At 49.5% G+C, this 14,820-nt stretch carries 11 protein-coding genes; 2 read left to right on the forward strand and 9 right to left on the reverse strand.

Annotation, left to right across the window (positions count from 1 at the left end; genetic code table 11):
• Positions 1-23: 23 nt before the first annotated feature.
• Entirely contained in the window at positions 24-677 is a 654-nt protein-coding gene (locus NSB28_RS08905; protein WP_109626564.1) for a YigZ family protein, read from the reverse strand.
• A 160-nt stretch (positions 678-837) separates the two neighbouring features.
• On the opposite strand from NSB28_RS08905, the gene NSB28_RS08910 reads away from it, so the two are divergent.
• Complete coding sequence (locus tag NSB28_RS08910) at positions 838-3,552, forward strand: PBP1A family penicillin-binding protein (RefSeq protein WP_109626565.1); 2,715 nt, start codon at positions 838-840, stop codon at positions 3,550-3,552.
• A gap of 17 nt (positions 3,553-3,569) precedes the next feature.
• On the opposite strand, the gene NSB28_RS08915 is transcribed toward NSB28_RS08910, so the two are convergent.
• The 8 genes from NSB28_RS08915 to ftsH form a co-directional block, all read right to left on the reverse strand.
• Positions 3,570-4,451, reverse strand: coding sequence for a sensor histidine kinase (locus NSB28_RS08915; protein ID WP_109626566.1), 882 nt, complete (start codon positions 4,449-4,451; stop codon positions 3,570-3,572).
• Between the two features lie 20 nt (positions 4,452-4,471).
• On the reverse strand, positions 4,472-5,302 hold the full coding sequence (locus tag NSB28_RS08920) for an ABC transporter permease subunit (RefSeq protein WP_109626567.1): 831 nt from the start codon (positions 5,300-5,302) through the stop codon (positions 4,472-4,474).
• A complete protein-coding gene (locus NSB28_RS08925; protein ID WP_109626568.1) occupies positions 5,295-6,212 on the reverse strand; it encodes an ABC transporter ATP-binding protein in 918 nt (305 codons plus the stop codon). The genes NSB28_RS08920 and NSB28_RS08925 overlap by 8 nt, the downstream gene beginning before the upstream one ends.
• Before the next feature lie 104 nt (positions 6,213-6,316).
• Positions 6,317-6,982 (reverse strand): response regulator transcription factor, encoded by a 666-nt coding sequence (locus NSB28_RS08930; RefSeq protein ID WP_109626678.1) that lies wholly within the window; start codon positions 6,980-6,982, stop codon positions 6,317-6,319.
• Positions 6,983-7,086: 104 nt separating this feature from the next.
• Positions 7,087-8,022, reverse strand: coding sequence for an ROK family glucokinase (locus NSB28_RS08935; protein ID WP_109626569.1), 936 nt, complete (start codon positions 8,020-8,022; stop codon positions 7,087-7,089).
• 2 nt (positions 8,023-8,024) lie between these two features.
• Entirely contained in the window at positions 8,025-8,969 is a 945-nt protein-coding gene (gene hprK, locus NSB28_RS08940; RefSeq protein WP_109626570.1) for an HPr(Ser) kinase/phosphatase, read from the reverse strand.
• A gap of 111 nt (positions 8,970-9,080) precedes the next feature.
• On the reverse strand, positions 9,081-10,913 hold the full coding sequence (uvrC, locus tag NSB28_RS08945) for an excinuclease ABC subunit UvrC (RefSeq protein WP_109626571.1): 1,833 nt from the start codon (positions 10,911-10,913) through the stop codon (positions 9,081-9,083).
• A 144-nt stretch (positions 10,914-11,057) separates the two neighbouring features.
• On the reverse strand, positions 11,058-13,106 hold the full coding sequence (gene ftsH, locus NSB28_RS08950) for an ATP-dependent zinc metalloprotease FtsH (RefSeq protein ID WP_257497663.1): 2,049 nt from the start codon (positions 13,104-13,106) through the stop codon (positions 11,058-11,060).
• Between the two features lie 216 nt (positions 13,107-13,322).
• Here ftsH and NSB28_RS08955 point away from each other — a divergent pair, with 216 nt between their 5' ends.
• Positions 13,323-14,801 carry a DUF1846 domain-containing protein gene (locus NSB28_RS08955; RefSeq protein WP_109626573.1) on the forward strand — a complete coding sequence of 493 codons (1,479 nt, stop codon included), beginning with the start codon at positions 13,323-13,325 and terminating at the stop codon, positions 14,799-14,801.
• The last annotated feature ends 19 nt before the right edge of the window (positions 14,802-14,820 follow it).

Consider the following 14,820-nt stretch of genomic DNA (forward strand, 5'->3'; position numbering starts at 1 on the left):
GGATTTCAAGTGAAGTTTTGATATTAAAGCCCAAAAATCAGGGGTTCCCCATCCGCCCAGGCAAAAATCACATCCTTTTCCTCCATAAATACTGTCCTTGCCGCAGTCCCTTCTGTGATCTCATCCCTGAAGCTTTCCCATTCATCCGCGGGAGCCAGCACCTTCAGGATAACAGAATCAGCATACTCACTCTCCAGCACAGCCAGCTTCCTCTGGCCGATAAGATACTGAACCTTTCCGATGTCTGTATACTCCGCCTTCAGCGTCACTGCCTTTCCGCTCTGCTTCTCGATCACCTCACAGGCGCTGATCCCTTCCTGGGCCGCCTTTGAATATGCTCTGACAAGTCCGCCTGTTCCCAGCAGGGTCCCCCCGAAGTATCTGGTGACTACCACTGCCGCATCATGAAGTCCCTCTCCGCGGATCACATCCAGGATAGGCTTTCCGGCTGTCCCCTGGGGCTCCCCGTCATCGCTGCAGCGCTCTGTGGGAGGATTTTCACCGATACTGTATGCAAAACAATTGTGGGAAGCGTCCCAGTATTTCTTTTTCATCTCTTCTATAAACTCCTGTGCCTCCTCCGGGCAGGACACAGGCCGTACTGTCGCTATAAACCGGGATTTTTTTTCGGAAATTTCCCCTTCTCCGCCCCGGTAAAGTATTTTTTTCTTTTCCATATCCTCATCCTTCTGATTAAAATACGTAAATGGGTAAATGATATACTAAAGATTATACCTAAAGAATATGTTAAGAACAACTGAATTTTCCATTTTTGTCTTTATTTCAAAAGATATGTTTGTTATACTTAAAGCATCTTCCAATACAAGGAGGTTATACATGAATTACGGAAGGGAAAATCTCTCTAAAAAGAAAAAAGATATGACCGGTTCCAAGGTAGGAAAAAAAGTCGGCCTGACTGTCGTTAAAGCCGTCCTCATATGCCTCCTGGTGCTGATCGTGGCAGGCGGCTGCGCCGGGTATGGCATCGTTAAGGGCCTGATCGACAGCGCTCCTGACATATCAAATATGAACGTGGCTCCAACTGCCTCAGCTACCTATATTTATGATCAGACAGGAAATCCTATCCAGAAACTTACGGAACCCACCTCCAACAGAACCCTTGTCAAAATAGCTGACATCCCCCTGGACCTGCAGCATGCCGTAGTCGCTATCGAGGACGAACGCTTTTATCAGCACAACGGCATCGATATAAGAGGTATCATCAGAGCAGGACTCATTGGAGTGACCAGCGGGCATTTTTCTGAAGGAGCCAGCACCATCACACAGCAGCTGCTGAAGAATAATGTCTTTACAGACTGGGTGACAGAAACAAACCTGATAGAAAAATTCAAGAGAAAGTTCCAGGAGCAGTATCTGGCAGTTAAGCTGGAAGAGAGCATGACTAAAGAGCAGATCCTGGAGGATTACCTGAACACGATCAACCTGGGGGCAGGAGCTTACGGCGTGCAGGCAGCAGCCCACAGATATTTCAACAAGGATGTATCTGAACTGACACTCTCTGAGTCCACTGTCCTGGCGGGGATCTCCCAGAACCCCACTGCCTATAACCCTATCCTCTATCCTTCAAATAATGCGGACAGGCGTAAGGTAGTTCTTGAAAAGATGGTTGAGCAGGAATACATTACGCAGGAACAGATGGATGAGGCTCTGGCTGATGATGTATACTCCCGTATCCAGAAGACTGACTCAGAGACTGAGCAGACCTCTGTATATACTTATTATGTGGACGCGCTCATCGACCAGGTAATGGACGATCTGCAGACAGAGCTGGGCTATTCCTATCTTCAGGCATATAAAGCGCTCTACAGCGGAGGCCTCAAGGTCTATTCAGCCCAGGATGACGCTATCCAGCAGATCTGTGACGAAGAATTTGCCAATCCTGCCAACTATCCCTCCTTTGTGCAGACAGGTCTTGATTATGCCCTGAGCATACAGCAGAAGGACGGAGAAGTATTAAGCTATGACACAAACGACCTGCTGACTTATTTCCAGGAAAACGGGGAACCGGATTTCAACCTGCTCTTTGATGATGACGATACGGCAAGAGCATACGCACAGCAGTACAAACAGTCAGTCCTGAAATCAGGGGATACAGTCCTGACAGAACGCGTCTCCCTGATCCCCCAGCCGCAGGCTTCCGTTGTCATCATGGACCAGTCTACAGGTTTTGTGAAAGCCATCGTAGGCGGCCGCGGCAGGAAAGAGGCCAGCCTTACCCTGAACCGCGCCACCTCCACAAGGAGACAGCCGGGTTCAACCTTTAAGATCGTCAGCACTTACGCACCTGCCATCGACAGCGCCGGAATGACTCTGGCAACCGTATTTGATGACGAGCCGTATGCTTATACAACGGGTGTGGAGGTGAAAAACTGGGACAGCTATAACCAGTATAAAGGAATGACCACCATCCGTGACGCCATCACCAACTCAGTCAATGTAGTTGCCGTTAAGTGTCTGACACAGATCACACCGCGGCTTGGATTTGACTATGCAGAGAAATTCGGCATCTCTACCCTCTACGATGATGTGAATCTGGATGTCCGCCAGCCTCTGGCTCTTGGCGGTATCACAGACGGCGTTGTCAATAAGGAGCTGACAGCCGCATTTGCTACCATTGCCAATAAGGGCCAGTATAACAAACCAAAATTCTACACTAAAATTGAAGATGTAGACGGCAACACACTCATAGACAACAGCCCGGTGAGCACGACAGTTATCAAGGACACTACTGCTTTCCTGCTTACAAGCGCAATGCAGGATGTAGTCACCAGGGGAACAGCTTCAGGGATCAACCTGGGCGAGATGGCTGTGGCCGGAAAAACAGGTACTACTGATGATTACAGGAATATATGGTTTGTAGGCTACACTCCATATTATACATGCGGTATCTGGGGCGGATATGACAACAATGACGAGCTTCCCGAAGGAGATATCTACCACACTTACAGCAAGGTGCTCTGGAATTCTATCATGACCCGTATCCATGCTGAACTGCCCGCCATGCAGTTTGAAGTGCCCGCCAATATTGTAAAGACCACAGTATGCCGCAAGTCGGGCAAGCTGGCTATACCTGGCGTATGCAGCAATGACCCGAGAGGCTCTCAGGCCTACGAAGAGTACTTTGTATCAGGCACTGAACCTACTGAGAGCTGTGACCTGCATGTAGCAGTTTCCGTATGTTCCAAGACAGGACTTCTGGCTACAAGTACCTGCCCGTCCTTCAACAAGATCTGTATCAAGAGGCCGGCCGGCAGTGAAGGTACTACGGAAGATTCCAATTATGCACCGCCTTACCAGACATGTCCGGGACACACAGTGATCGAACAGATAGACGACCTGCTGGGCGGGGATAAAGAAAAGGAGTCCGAGTCCGAGACTGAAGCTCCCCAGGAAGGTGAGGCTCCACCTGACCAGAACGGCGGCGGTGAAAATCCGGGTGATCCGGGTGAAAACGGACAAAACGGTGAAGACGGTGGCGTCCCTCCTGAAAATGGAGGCGGCGATGCCGGACAGGAGGTTCCCCAGCAATAAAAAAAGGGCTGCCTGATTCAGCCCTGACGCAGCGTCAGGGTGATGATCAGGCGGCCTTCTTTGACACTGGCCTCTGCCCTGCCTCCCATTTTTTCTGTCAATTCTTTCACTATGGCCAGACCCAGGCCTGATGACCCTTTGGACCTGGAACTGTCTGCTTTATAGAACCGTTCAAAAAGACGCTCCGTATCTATATTCTCCGGATGTTCTGCCCTGTTTGAAAATATAAGTTCTGTACCCTTCTGCTCTATCTCTATATCCCCGCCTCCATGCAGCAGAGCATTTCGCAGCAGGTTGTGGATTATCCTGGCAAGGCTTTCTTTTGAAGCCATGAGCCTGACCTTTTCATCCTGGAACCTGACGGCGGGTTCCATAGAATGTTCCTCGAATTCACAGTACATGCCAAGTATACATTCGCAGAATACAGGATAAATACTCACAGGTTCACATTCTACAGCATAATCATCACTGGAAAGCTTTGTATACAAAAACAGCTCCTCTAACATATCCTTTAACTCACTCAGCCGTTTACCGATGATCTCACGGTACCGCCGCCCCTTCACCTCGTCTGTGCACTCACACAGCATCTGCAGATACCCGGCTGCACTTGTGAGCGGGGTCCTGATATCGTGAGCGATACTGGAGATCGTCTGCTTCAGTCTGAGCTGGGAACTCCTGTGCCCTGTCTCCTTCTTACGGACAGCGTCTATCAAATCATTCAGTTCACGGCAAAGGGCCAGGAATTCTTTATTCCTGACTCCTGTACCCACCTCTATATAACTGCCATTTCTGACCAGCTCCAACTGCTTTCTGATATTCCTGATCTCCAGCCTGTACCGCCACAGCTGTACAGCAAGCAGGAGACATGCCAGCCCTGCGGCTGCAGCTATGAATCCCATATAAAATACCGCCTTTCCTGTCAGATATCTTTTTTGCTCAATATTATGCTTCCAAGCACTGTCCAAAGTATAATATGGGCCGCTCCCACTGCCGCCGGCAAAAGATCTCCCACACCTCCATATGCCAGCGGATAATTTTCGATCGATGAGAAAAGAAAATAATCCTGGAGCCACTGTGTTCCGGTGAGTGAGAAGACAGCTCCCGCTATCATAGTAATGAATCCGGCGCCTATGATAACAGCGGCTGTACATCCTGCCGCCTTGCTCCTGAATGTGGCGCTGATAAAAATCATAAGCGCCGACATGCCATTCATCAGGACCCAGATGCCAGCCAGATAGAACAGGCAGCTGTCCGGAGCGTTCCAGGCGAAAAATCCCCCGGTGGCCGCATTCAGCAGCAGCGTGACAAGAAATGTCACCAGCAGATAAAATAAATTGACTATGGCCATCATCAAAAGCTTGCTGCATATATACTTCCACTTTTTCTCATGAACGGAAAAAATATTTTTTGCAAAACCGCTTTCAAAATCAGAGCAGACAAAGACTGCCGCCAGAATTCCTGCCACTACTGCGAACAGCCCGCCTTTTATATTTGTCTGGCGGAACATATCGAGTACGCCTGTAGTGCCGGCCAGCTCTTCCATAGCCCCGGCTGCGGCGCTGTCAAGGCTCTCACCCCCGACTTCCAGCCTCAGGCCCATATTAACAGCCAGTTCCCTGGCGTCAGGATTCAGTACCACATACATCAGCCCAAATGCCAGTACAGTTGTAAATAAAAGTATCCCAAGGCACACATACAGAGATTTTCCTTTAACCATCCTTCTGATATCCATACGCAGCAAATTAAGCATGTCTTTCACCTCCGTCCATCAGGTTCAGGAAGTAATTTTCCAGATCCATACTGTGTACGGAACAGCCTGTAACTGTTATTCCATGTTCCACCATAAGAGTGTTGACTGTCCCCGTATCCATGAAACCGTAAATATGCAGGGTCTTTCTGTCATACACCTCGTATTCGGCTTCCGGTATTGTCTCAGACAAAAGTGCGGCTGCCCTGTCAGCATTGTCCACCTCCAGAAGGAGGAAATCCCTGCATATCTCTTCCAGTTCTTCTTTTGACATCTGCCTGATAAGCTCCCCGTCTTTAATAATCCCATAATCCGACGCCAGCTTGCTGAGTTCTCCCAGTATATGGGAACTGATGAGTATCGTCTTCCCCTGCTCTTCATTAAGCCTTCTCAGACTCTCCCTGATTTCCCTGATCCCTTCCGGGTCAAGTCCGTTTATGGGCTCATCCAGCACCAGCAGGTCGGGATTACCCAGAAGCGCCATTGCTATGCCCAGCCTCTGTTTCATCCCCATGGAAAAGCTCTTCACTTTTTTCTTGCCTGTGTCTGCTATTCCCATCAGTTCCATAGCCTCATCGACACCGCCATCCTTTACAAGGCCCATGCATTTTGCTTTCAGCAGCATGTTCTCCCTGGCGCTTAAATTGGGGTAGAGTCCCGGAGCTTCTATCAGGATGCCCAGCCTCCTTCTTGCCGTCTCCCCGCTCACCGGTTTTCCGAATACCCGGATATCACCCTGTGACGGATGAACAAGTCCGCTGATCATTTTCAGAGTAGTAGATTTACCTGCCCCATTCCTTCCGATAAATCCATAAATACTTCCTGATTTTACCCTGAGGTCCACATGGTCCACGGCCGCTTTATCACCGTAGATCTTCGTGAGTCCCTGGGTCTCTACTGCATATTCTGTCATTTTACTGACCTCCATATCTTTCATCTGGCTGCTGTCAGCAGCTGTCTTTTCTTTACCATGACATGAGTATACAAAAGAAATCTTCAATCTTCGCAAAGAAAAGTTTAAGAAAGTTTAAAGCCCATTCCCCAGACTGTCTGGATATACTGGTCAGTGCCGCTCTCCTTTAGCTTAGAGCGGATATTGCTGATATGGACATTGATCGTCTTATCTTCAATATAGCATTCATCCTCCCAGGCATATTCATAGATGACCTGCTTAGTGAATACTCTTTTGGGATGGCGCGCCATCAGCTCAAGGATCTTGAACTCGTGGCGGGTCAGTTCCACTGGTGTGCCTGAAACTGTCATTTCCTGGGTATCTGGATTGATCTTCCACTCCCTGTAAGTGATCTCACTGTCCTCGCTGCTGTAGCTCACCCTGCGCAGCTGTACCTGTATCCTGACAAGCAGCTCCCTCAGTTCAAAGGGCTTGCATATATAGTCATCAGCTCCCGCACTTAACAGGCTCACCTTACTGTCCAGCTCATTCTTTGCCGACAGCACGATCACCGGCGTCTTTCCGGCAAACCTGCCCAAAAGCTCCTCACCGCTGATTCCCGGCAGCATCAGATCCAGCAGGACCAGGTCAAATTTCTCCATTCCGTAACGCAGCATTCCCTCACTGCCCGAGAAAGCCTGCACGCAGCTGTATCCATTCTGCCCCAGGTACTCGGCTGTCATATTGTTTATATTTGTATCGTCTTCAATAATTAATATTTTCTGTTCCATCTTTTCTGCACCCTGTCTGTCATATTTCCTGGACTGCAAAAGGCTGCCGGCCCTGCCGCACCATAGCGGCAGGCTCCGGCAGCCCCTGACTGCGCCCGGCTGTATCAGTCCAAAACCAGCCTTGCTGCTCCGTAAATACCTGCATCATTTCCCAGTTCAGCCAGTGCAAACGCTGTATCTTTGCATCCGCTGAAAGCATATTCCCTGTAATACTTCCTTATATAATCGATGACTACCTGTCCGGCCTTGGACACCCCTCCGCCGATAACAAATACTTCCGGATCTACAACGCCTGCGATAACTGCAAGTGCCGTGCCCAGGTATTTTCCAAACTGCTCTGCGATCTCCGCAGCCAGTCCGTCCTTTTCCTTGACTGCATCAAATACCGTCTTGGCGCTGACCGGCCCATTTCTGAGAACAGATGGCGCATCTGACTCATCCAGCATTTTATTTGCAAGGCGGACGATCCCTGTAGCTGATACAAACTGCTCCAGACATCCTTTATTCCCGCAGTTGCAGCTCTCTTCCATGGAATCCTCCACATGTATATGTCCGATCTCACCGCCGGCTCCGTGGCTGCCTGTGACGATTTTGCCATTGACGATGATGCCGCCGCCCACTCCTGTTCCCAGGGTCACCATGACTACATTATGGTATCCGGCTCCGCCGCCCTTCCACATCTCGCCAAGAGCCGCTACATTAGCGTCATTTCCTGCACGAACAGGAAGCCCTGTCATTTTTTCCATCTCTTCTGTCAGCTGCAGATATCCCCAGTGGAGATTCACTGCCACCATGACATTCCCTTCTTCATCAACAGGCCCCGGCACACCGATGCCCACTCCTGCTATCTCTTCCCTGTCCAGCTTTTTCTCAAGAATCTTGGCAGCGATAGTATCCGCCACATCAGGAAGGATATTGATCCCGTTATTCTCTGTTCTTGTATGGATCTCCCACTTATCCAGCACTTCTCCCTTTACATCAAACAGTCCGCACTTTACAGTAGTTCCGCCTACATCAATTCCAAAACAATATTTCTTCATAACTATTCTTCTCCTTCTGGTGTTCTTCTTTTAGCCAGTGAATTCTGCACACGGTTGTACAGTTCCTGGGCTGCATTATATCCCATCTTCTTCTGCCTGTGGTTAACTGCTGCCGATTCAACAATAACGGCCAGGTTCCTGCCCGGTCTGATGGGAAGTGAATGGCAGACGACCTTATTTCCTAAAAACTCTGTATATTCCTCTTCCAGTCCCAGCCTGTCGTATTCCTTCTCCTTGTCCCACTCTTCCAACTTGATGACAAGGTCGATAGACTGGGTATTCTTAACACTCTCAACACCGAACAGCGTCTTTACGTCAATGATGCCGATACCTCTCAGCTCTATAAAGTGCCTTGTAATATCCGGCGCGCTTCCTATCAGAGTCTCATCGCTGACCCTGCGCAGCTCCACCACATCATCTGATACAAGCCTGTGTCCCCTCTTGATCAGCTCCAGGGCAGCCTCGCTCTTGCCGATACCGCTCTCTCCCATGATCAGGACACCCTCGCCGTATACATCCACCAGCACTCCGTGGATAGAGATACAGGGAGCCAGCTCTACGTTCAGCCACCTGATGATCTCCGCCATAAAGGAGGATGTGGTCTTGGTGGTAGTGAGCACCGGGACCTGGTACTTGTGGGCCAGCTCCAGCATATCCTCATCCGGCTCTGTCTTAGTCGTATATATGACGCAGGGGATCTTGCTGGCCAGAAACTGTTCATATACAGGCAGTTTCTTTTCTCTTGGAAGATGCTCCAGATAAGTATATTCCACATATCCGATTATCTGTACTCGCTCTGAATCAAAATGATCAAAATACCCTGTAAGCTGCAGGGCCGGCCTGTTGATATCCGGAAGTGTCAGCTTAACGGGCGACATATCAATATCAGGCGTCACATTTTTTAAATTCAGCTTTTCTACTAATTTCGTTAAAGGTACGCTGCTCATAGATGTTCTCCTTCTCCAAATTCATTCTCCCGGCAGCGCCCTTTGGGGACTGCCTGTTTTGTTACTATTCTACCATACTTATTCCGGAACATCAAACCGTAATAAATTTTCTTAATGGAAAAATTCATATACCTTCCTGGCGCTGGCCTCGTTCATGGAAGGGGCCCCCGCCAGTTCTTCCACACTTGCCTCCCGCACTGCCTCCAGGGATTTGAATGTCCTCATCAGTGACTTTCTCCTGGCCGGACCGATGCCATCTATATCATCCAGGATAGAATGTACCTGCTCCTTGCTTCTCAGTGACCTGTGGTATTCTATAGCAAACCTGTGGGCCTCGTCCTGGATCCTGGTGATCAGCTTAAAGCCTTCTGAATTCCTGTCTATGGGAAGTTCCACATTATTATAGTAAAGCCCTCTTGTTCTGTGATTGTCATCTTTTACCATGCCGCAGACGGGAATGGACAGATTCAGCTTTTCAAGCACCTGGAGCGCGATATTCACCTGCCCTTTTCCTCCATCCATCATAATCAGGTCAGGGAATACGCTGAAGCTTCCCATCTCCTTTGCACTCTCCTCAAGCCCTCTGCTGAAGCGTCTTGTGAGCACTTCCTCCATGCTGGCATAATCATCAGGACCCTTCACTGATTTTATCTTGAACTTTCTGTAGTCGCTGCGCTTTGGCTTACCCTTCTCATAGACTACCATGGAACCAACTGATTCAAACCCGCTGATATTAGATATATCGAAAGCCTCCACGCGCACTGTATTTTCCAGCCCCAGGATTTCCGCGATCTCCTTCATGGCTCCTATGGTCCGCCCTTCCTCCCTCTTTATCTTATCCCTGTCCTGGCTCAGGATGATCTGGGCATTTCTGGCCGCCAATTCCACCAGCTTTTCCTTTGATCCCCGCTTTGGTACCCGTATATGGACTCTCTGTCCTCTCTTCTGCGTCAGCCAGTCCTCTATGATCTCAGGCTCCTCGATCTCCTCCTGCAGCATCAGCTCTCTTGGAATAAAAGGCGTCCCTGCATAGAACTGCTTCACAAAGCTGCCGAGTATGGCCCCCTTCGTATCCTGCGGGGCTACGCGCAGGTAAAAGTGATCCCTGCCTATCAGCCTGCCGTCCCTGACAAAGAACACCTGCACCACTGCATCCGTATCATCTGACTCCATGGCGATGACATCCTTGTCTTCCCCGTCGCTGCTTGTGATCTTCTGCTTCTGTGCCACCTGTTTTACGCTTTTTAGCTGCTCCCTGTACTCGATCGCCGCCTCAAAGTCCATATTTTCTGAAGCCTCGTCCATTCTGGACTGGAGCATTTTCAGGATGGGCGCATAATTGCCGCTCAAAAAATCGATCACACCGTCAATTGACTTTTTGTACTCCTCCTGGCTGATGAAGCCCTGGCAGGGGGCACTGCACTGTTTGATATGGTAATTCAGGCAGGGCCTGTCTTTTCCTATATCCCTGGGCAGCACTCTGTGGCAGGTCCTGATCTTATAAAGCTTATGTATGAGCTCTATTGTATCCTTCACCGCCCCCGCGCTGGTATAAGGCCCGAAATACTTGGATTTATCCTTCTTCATGGTCCTGGAGAAGAGCACTCTCGGAAAATCCTCATTCACAGTCACCCTGATAAACGGATAGGCCTTGTCGTCCTTCAGCATAGTGTTATACTTGGGCATATGCTCTTTTATCAGGTTGCACTCCAGTACAAGGGCCTCCAGCTCTGAGTCTGTCACGATATACTCAAAACGGCTGATATGCGTCACCATCTGCTCTATCTTGGCGCCTTTATTCCTGCTGCTCTGGAAATACTGCCTTACCCTGTTCTTCAGGCTGACGGCCTTGCCCACATAAATGATGGCATCCCTGTCATCATGCATGATGTAGACGCCGGGGCGGGCGGGCAGTTTTTTCAGTTCTTCTTCTATATTAAACATATCCTGTCTTCCTCTCTCATCAGTGATACAGTACCATATGCAGTATTACGTGAAAACAGCCCGTACCGGCGCATCATGCGGCGGTATGGGCTGCTGCCCCGGATTCTCCGACAAACACACGGAAACATCTCACGGGATAGTGTTTTATTTTGTATCCGGATCAGGCATGATAATTACATCCGGCACCTTCTGCTGGCTTTCCTCCGGCTGTTTATCCTCCAGAGCCGGTTTTCCGGCTGTGCTGTCCTCCAGCTGTCTTGTGCCGTCAGCATTACCGTCACTCAGTTCAGATTCCTTTACCTTGCGGAATATTTCCATGAACTCTTTTCCTGTGATCGTTTCTTTCTCGATCAGGAATGCTGCTATCTCATCAAGAGCCCTGCGGTTCTCCAAAAGGAGGCGCTTTGCTTCTGCATATGCAGCCTTAAGCACTTTCATGACCTCATGGTCCACCTCCGCAGCTGTCTCATCGCTGCAGTTTAAGATCGTGCGGTTATCCAGATACTGGTTTTCAGGCAGCTCCAGCCCCATCATGCCGAACCTGTCGGACATTCCGTACTGGGTGATCATTGCCCTGGCCAGCTTCGTAGCCTGCTCAATATCATTGGCTGCGCCTGTGGTGATACTGTCAAACACAAGTTCCTCAGCCGCACGCCCGGCCACACATTCCACAATGCGGGCATCCAGCTCTTTTTTAGAATTGAGGAATTTCTCTTCCTCAGGAACATTCATTACATACCCCAGTGCACCCATAGTCCTGGGCACAATGGTGATCTTCTGAACCGGCTCGGAATCCTTCTGGAGCGCGCTCACAAGAGCATGGCCCACCTCATGGTAAGATACGATCCTGCGCTCTTCCTGGCTTAAGATCTTATTTTTCTTTTCCTTACCTACAAGTACTACCTCTACGGACTCAAACAGATCCTGCTGGGAAACTGCCCTCCTGCCTTTCTTGACTGCAAGGATGGCTGCTTCATTTATCATGTTCGCCAGGTCTGAACCCACAGCTCCTGAAGTTGCCAGAGCTATTCCCTCCAGATCTACTGTCTCATCCAGAAGCACATCCTTTGAATGTACCTTGAGTATATCCACACGGCCTTTCAGATCAGGTTTATCCACTATGATACGCCTGTCAAACCGTCCCGGACGCAGAAGCGCGGAATCCAGAACCTCAGGCCTGTTTGTCGCAGCCAGGATCAGCAGCCCCTTAGATGTGTCAAAACCATCCATTTCAGCCAGAAGCTGGTTCAGCGTCTGCTCCCTCTCATCATTGCCTCCGCCGTACCTGCTGTCACGGCTCTTACCGATAGCATCGATCTCGTCAATGAAGATAATACATGGAGCGCTCTTTTTGGCCTCCTCGAAAAGGTCACGGACACGCGACGCACCAACACCTACAAACATTTCCACGAAATCAGATCCTGAGATCGAGAAGAACGGCACATGTGCCTCCCCTGCCACCGCCTTGGCCAGCAGTGTCTTACCTGTTCCCGGAGGACCTACAAGCAGGGCGCCCTTTGGAAGCTTGGCACCGATCTGTGTGTATTTGCCCGGATTCTCAAGGAAGTCCACAACCTCCTGGAGAGATTCCTTCGCTTCGTCCTGTCCGGCTACATCCCGGAATGTCACGCCTGTCTCTTTCTGGGCATAGACTCTTGACTTATTTTTGCCTACGTTCATGACACCGCCGCCGCTTTTCGACATTTTCCTGAACATGAACCACAGCAGTACCCAGACAAGTATCAGGGGCACAAATGTCAGCAGCAGATTCAGGATCAGAGCTGAAGTCCCGTCAGGTATCTCCTGATTACATTCCACTCCGGCAGCCAGAAGGTTCTTTGTCAGATCAGGGTCATCCATAACGCCTGTATAATAAGTCAGCTCAACCCCCTGATAGGGCTGTTCCTTGGGCACGATCACGATATCTGTACTGGAGATCGTTACCTTCGCAACCTGACCCTTATCCACCATTTCCATAAACTGGTCGTAACTGATTTCCTTTGAGGTCGAATCTTTCAGCATATTGTTGAAAAGGCTCATGCCTAAAAGAGTAAGCAAAGTCACCACTAAAAAAATGACGATTGTCTGACCGCCCTTTGGAGGTTTCCCGTTGGAATTATTATTTTGATTATTTGGATTATTTTGATTATTCGGACCGTTACCTGGACCATTTCCCGGCCCGTTTTGCGGCATTTGGTTATTATTCATCTTTTTCCTCCTCGTACTAAGTCCCCTTTATTATAAGTACTGTCCTCCGATAAATCAAGACAAATAAATCATAAGTTTGTTAAAATCATGTGAATTTCTAAAGGTTTTCTAAAAAACCAGTGGCATAACACTTCACAAATGTAGTATACTCTTTATTATCTGCAAAACATGTCTAGAAATGCAAGGAAAGGTACGAAGTATATGAAAATCGGATTTGATAATGAGAAATACCTGAAAACGCAGTCCCAGCATATCAGGGAGAGGATTAACCAGTTTGACAATAAGCTCTACCTGGAATTCGGCGGGAAGCTCTTTGACGACTTCCACGCTTCCAGGGTCCTGCCGGGATTTGAGCCGGACAGTAAGCTGAGGATGCTCATGCAGCTGGCAGACCAGGCTGAGATCGTCATCGTCATCAGCGCCGGGGATATTGAAAAGAACAAAGTCCGCGGTGACCTGGGCATCACATATGACACTGACGTCCTGCGTCTCATAGATTCCTTTGAGGAAAAAGGGCTCTATGTGGGCAGTGTAGTCATCACACAGTATTCCGGCCAGTCAAGTGCAGACCTGTTTAAAAGCCGTCTGAAGAAACTGGGTGTCAAGGTATATACACATTACTCTATAGAAGGCTATCCGGGCAATATTCCGCTTATCGTAAGTGACAACGGCTACGGAAAAAATGAATATATAGAAACTACAAGACCTCTTGTAGTGATAACAGCTCCGGGACCCGGAAGCGGCAAGATGGCCACCTGCCTCTCCCAGCTCTATCATGAGCAGAAGCGGGGCATCAATGCAGGCTATGCCAAGTTTGAGACATTCCCCATCTGGGATCTCTCACTGAAGCACCCTGTCAACCTTGCATATGAGGCCGCCACTGTTGATCTGAATGATATCAATATGATCGATCCTTTTCATTTGGAGTCCTACGGAAAAACTGCTGTCAACTATAACAGGGATATCGAGATCTTCCCTGTCCTTACCGCCATCTTCGGCAGGATCTTCGGAGAAAGCCCTTATAAATCTCCCACGGACATGGGCGTAAACATGGCAGGAAGCTGTATCATTGATGATGAAGCGTGCCGCGAAGCCTCCCGCCAGGAGATCATCAGGCGTTACTATGCCGCGCTGAACGGCCTGCTGACAGGTTCCTGCACAGAGGATGAGGTATATAAACTGGAGCTTCTCATGGAACGCGCACAGGTAACTGCCGAAAACAGGAGAGTAGTGGGAGCTGCGCTGCGCCGTGCGGAAATCACAGGAGGCCCTGCTGCAGCCATGGAGCTCGATGACGGAAGGATGATCACCGGAAAGACCACAAATCTGCTCGGCGCTTCTGCCGCTCTTCTTCTGAATGCGCTGAAAGCTCTGGCAGGCATTGACCATGAGCATCATGTGATCTCCCCTGAGGCTATTGAGCCGATCCAGAGACTGAAGACCAGCTACCTTGGAAGCAAGAATCCCCGGCTCCACACAGATGAGGTGCTTATCGCCCTTTCCATGAGCGCATCCACAAGCCAGGAGGCCCAGCTTGCCCTTGCGCAGCTGCCCCAGCTCAAAGGCTGCCAGGTACACACCTCAGTCATGCTCTCCACAGTGGACATGAAGACCTTTATGCGTCTTGGCATACAGCTCACAAGTGAGGCGAAATACGAACACAACAGGATTTATCATTAGACCCTTTACAACTGAATCC

Source organism: Murimonas intestini, assembly GCF_024622195.1.
Taxonomy (GTDB): Bacteria; Bacillota; Clostridia; order Lachnospirales; family Lachnospiraceae; genus Murimonas; species Murimonas intestini.

Coding starts and splice junctions, on each gene's coding strand:
- NSB28_RS08905 (WP_109626564.1), bottom strand. CDS start 677: ATGGAAAAGAAAAAAATACTTTACCGGGGCGGAGAAGGGGAAATTTCC.
- NSB28_RS08910 (WP_109626565.1), top strand. CDS start 838: ATGAATTACGGAAGGGAAAATCTCTCTAAAAAGAAAAAAGATATGACC.
- NSB28_RS08915 (WP_109626566.1), bottom strand. CDS start 4,451: ATGGGATTCATAGCTGCAGCCGCAGGGCTGGCATGTCTCCTGCTTGCT.
- NSB28_RS08920 (WP_109626567.1), bottom strand. CDS start 5,302: ATGCTTAATTTGCTGCGTATGGATATCAGAAGGATGGTTAAAGGAAAA.
- NSB28_RS08925 (WP_109626568.1), bottom strand. CDS start 6,212: ATGACAGAATATGCAGTAGAGACCCAGGGACTCACGAAGATCTACGGT.
- NSB28_RS08930 (WP_109626678.1), bottom strand. CDS start 6,982: ATGGAACAGAAAATATTAATTATTGAAGACGATACAAATATAAACAAT.
- NSB28_RS08935 (WP_109626569.1), bottom strand. CDS start 8,022: ATGAAGAAATATTGTTTTGGAATTGATGTAGGCGGAACTACTGTAAAG.
- hprK (WP_109626570.1), bottom strand. CDS start 8,969: ATGAGCAGCGTACCTTTAACGAAATTAGTAGAAAAGCTGAATTTAAAA.
- uvrC (WP_109626571.1), bottom strand. CDS start 10,913: ATGTTTAATATAGAAGAAGAACTGAAAAAACTGCCCGCCCGCCCCGGC.
- ftsH (WP_257497663.1), bottom strand. CDS start 13,106: ATGCCGCAAAACGGGCCGGGAAATGGTCCAGGTAACGGTCCGAATAAT.
- NSB28_RS08955 (WP_109626573.1), top strand. CDS start 13,323: ATGAAAATCGGATTTGATAATGAGAAATACCTGAAAACGCAGTCCCAG.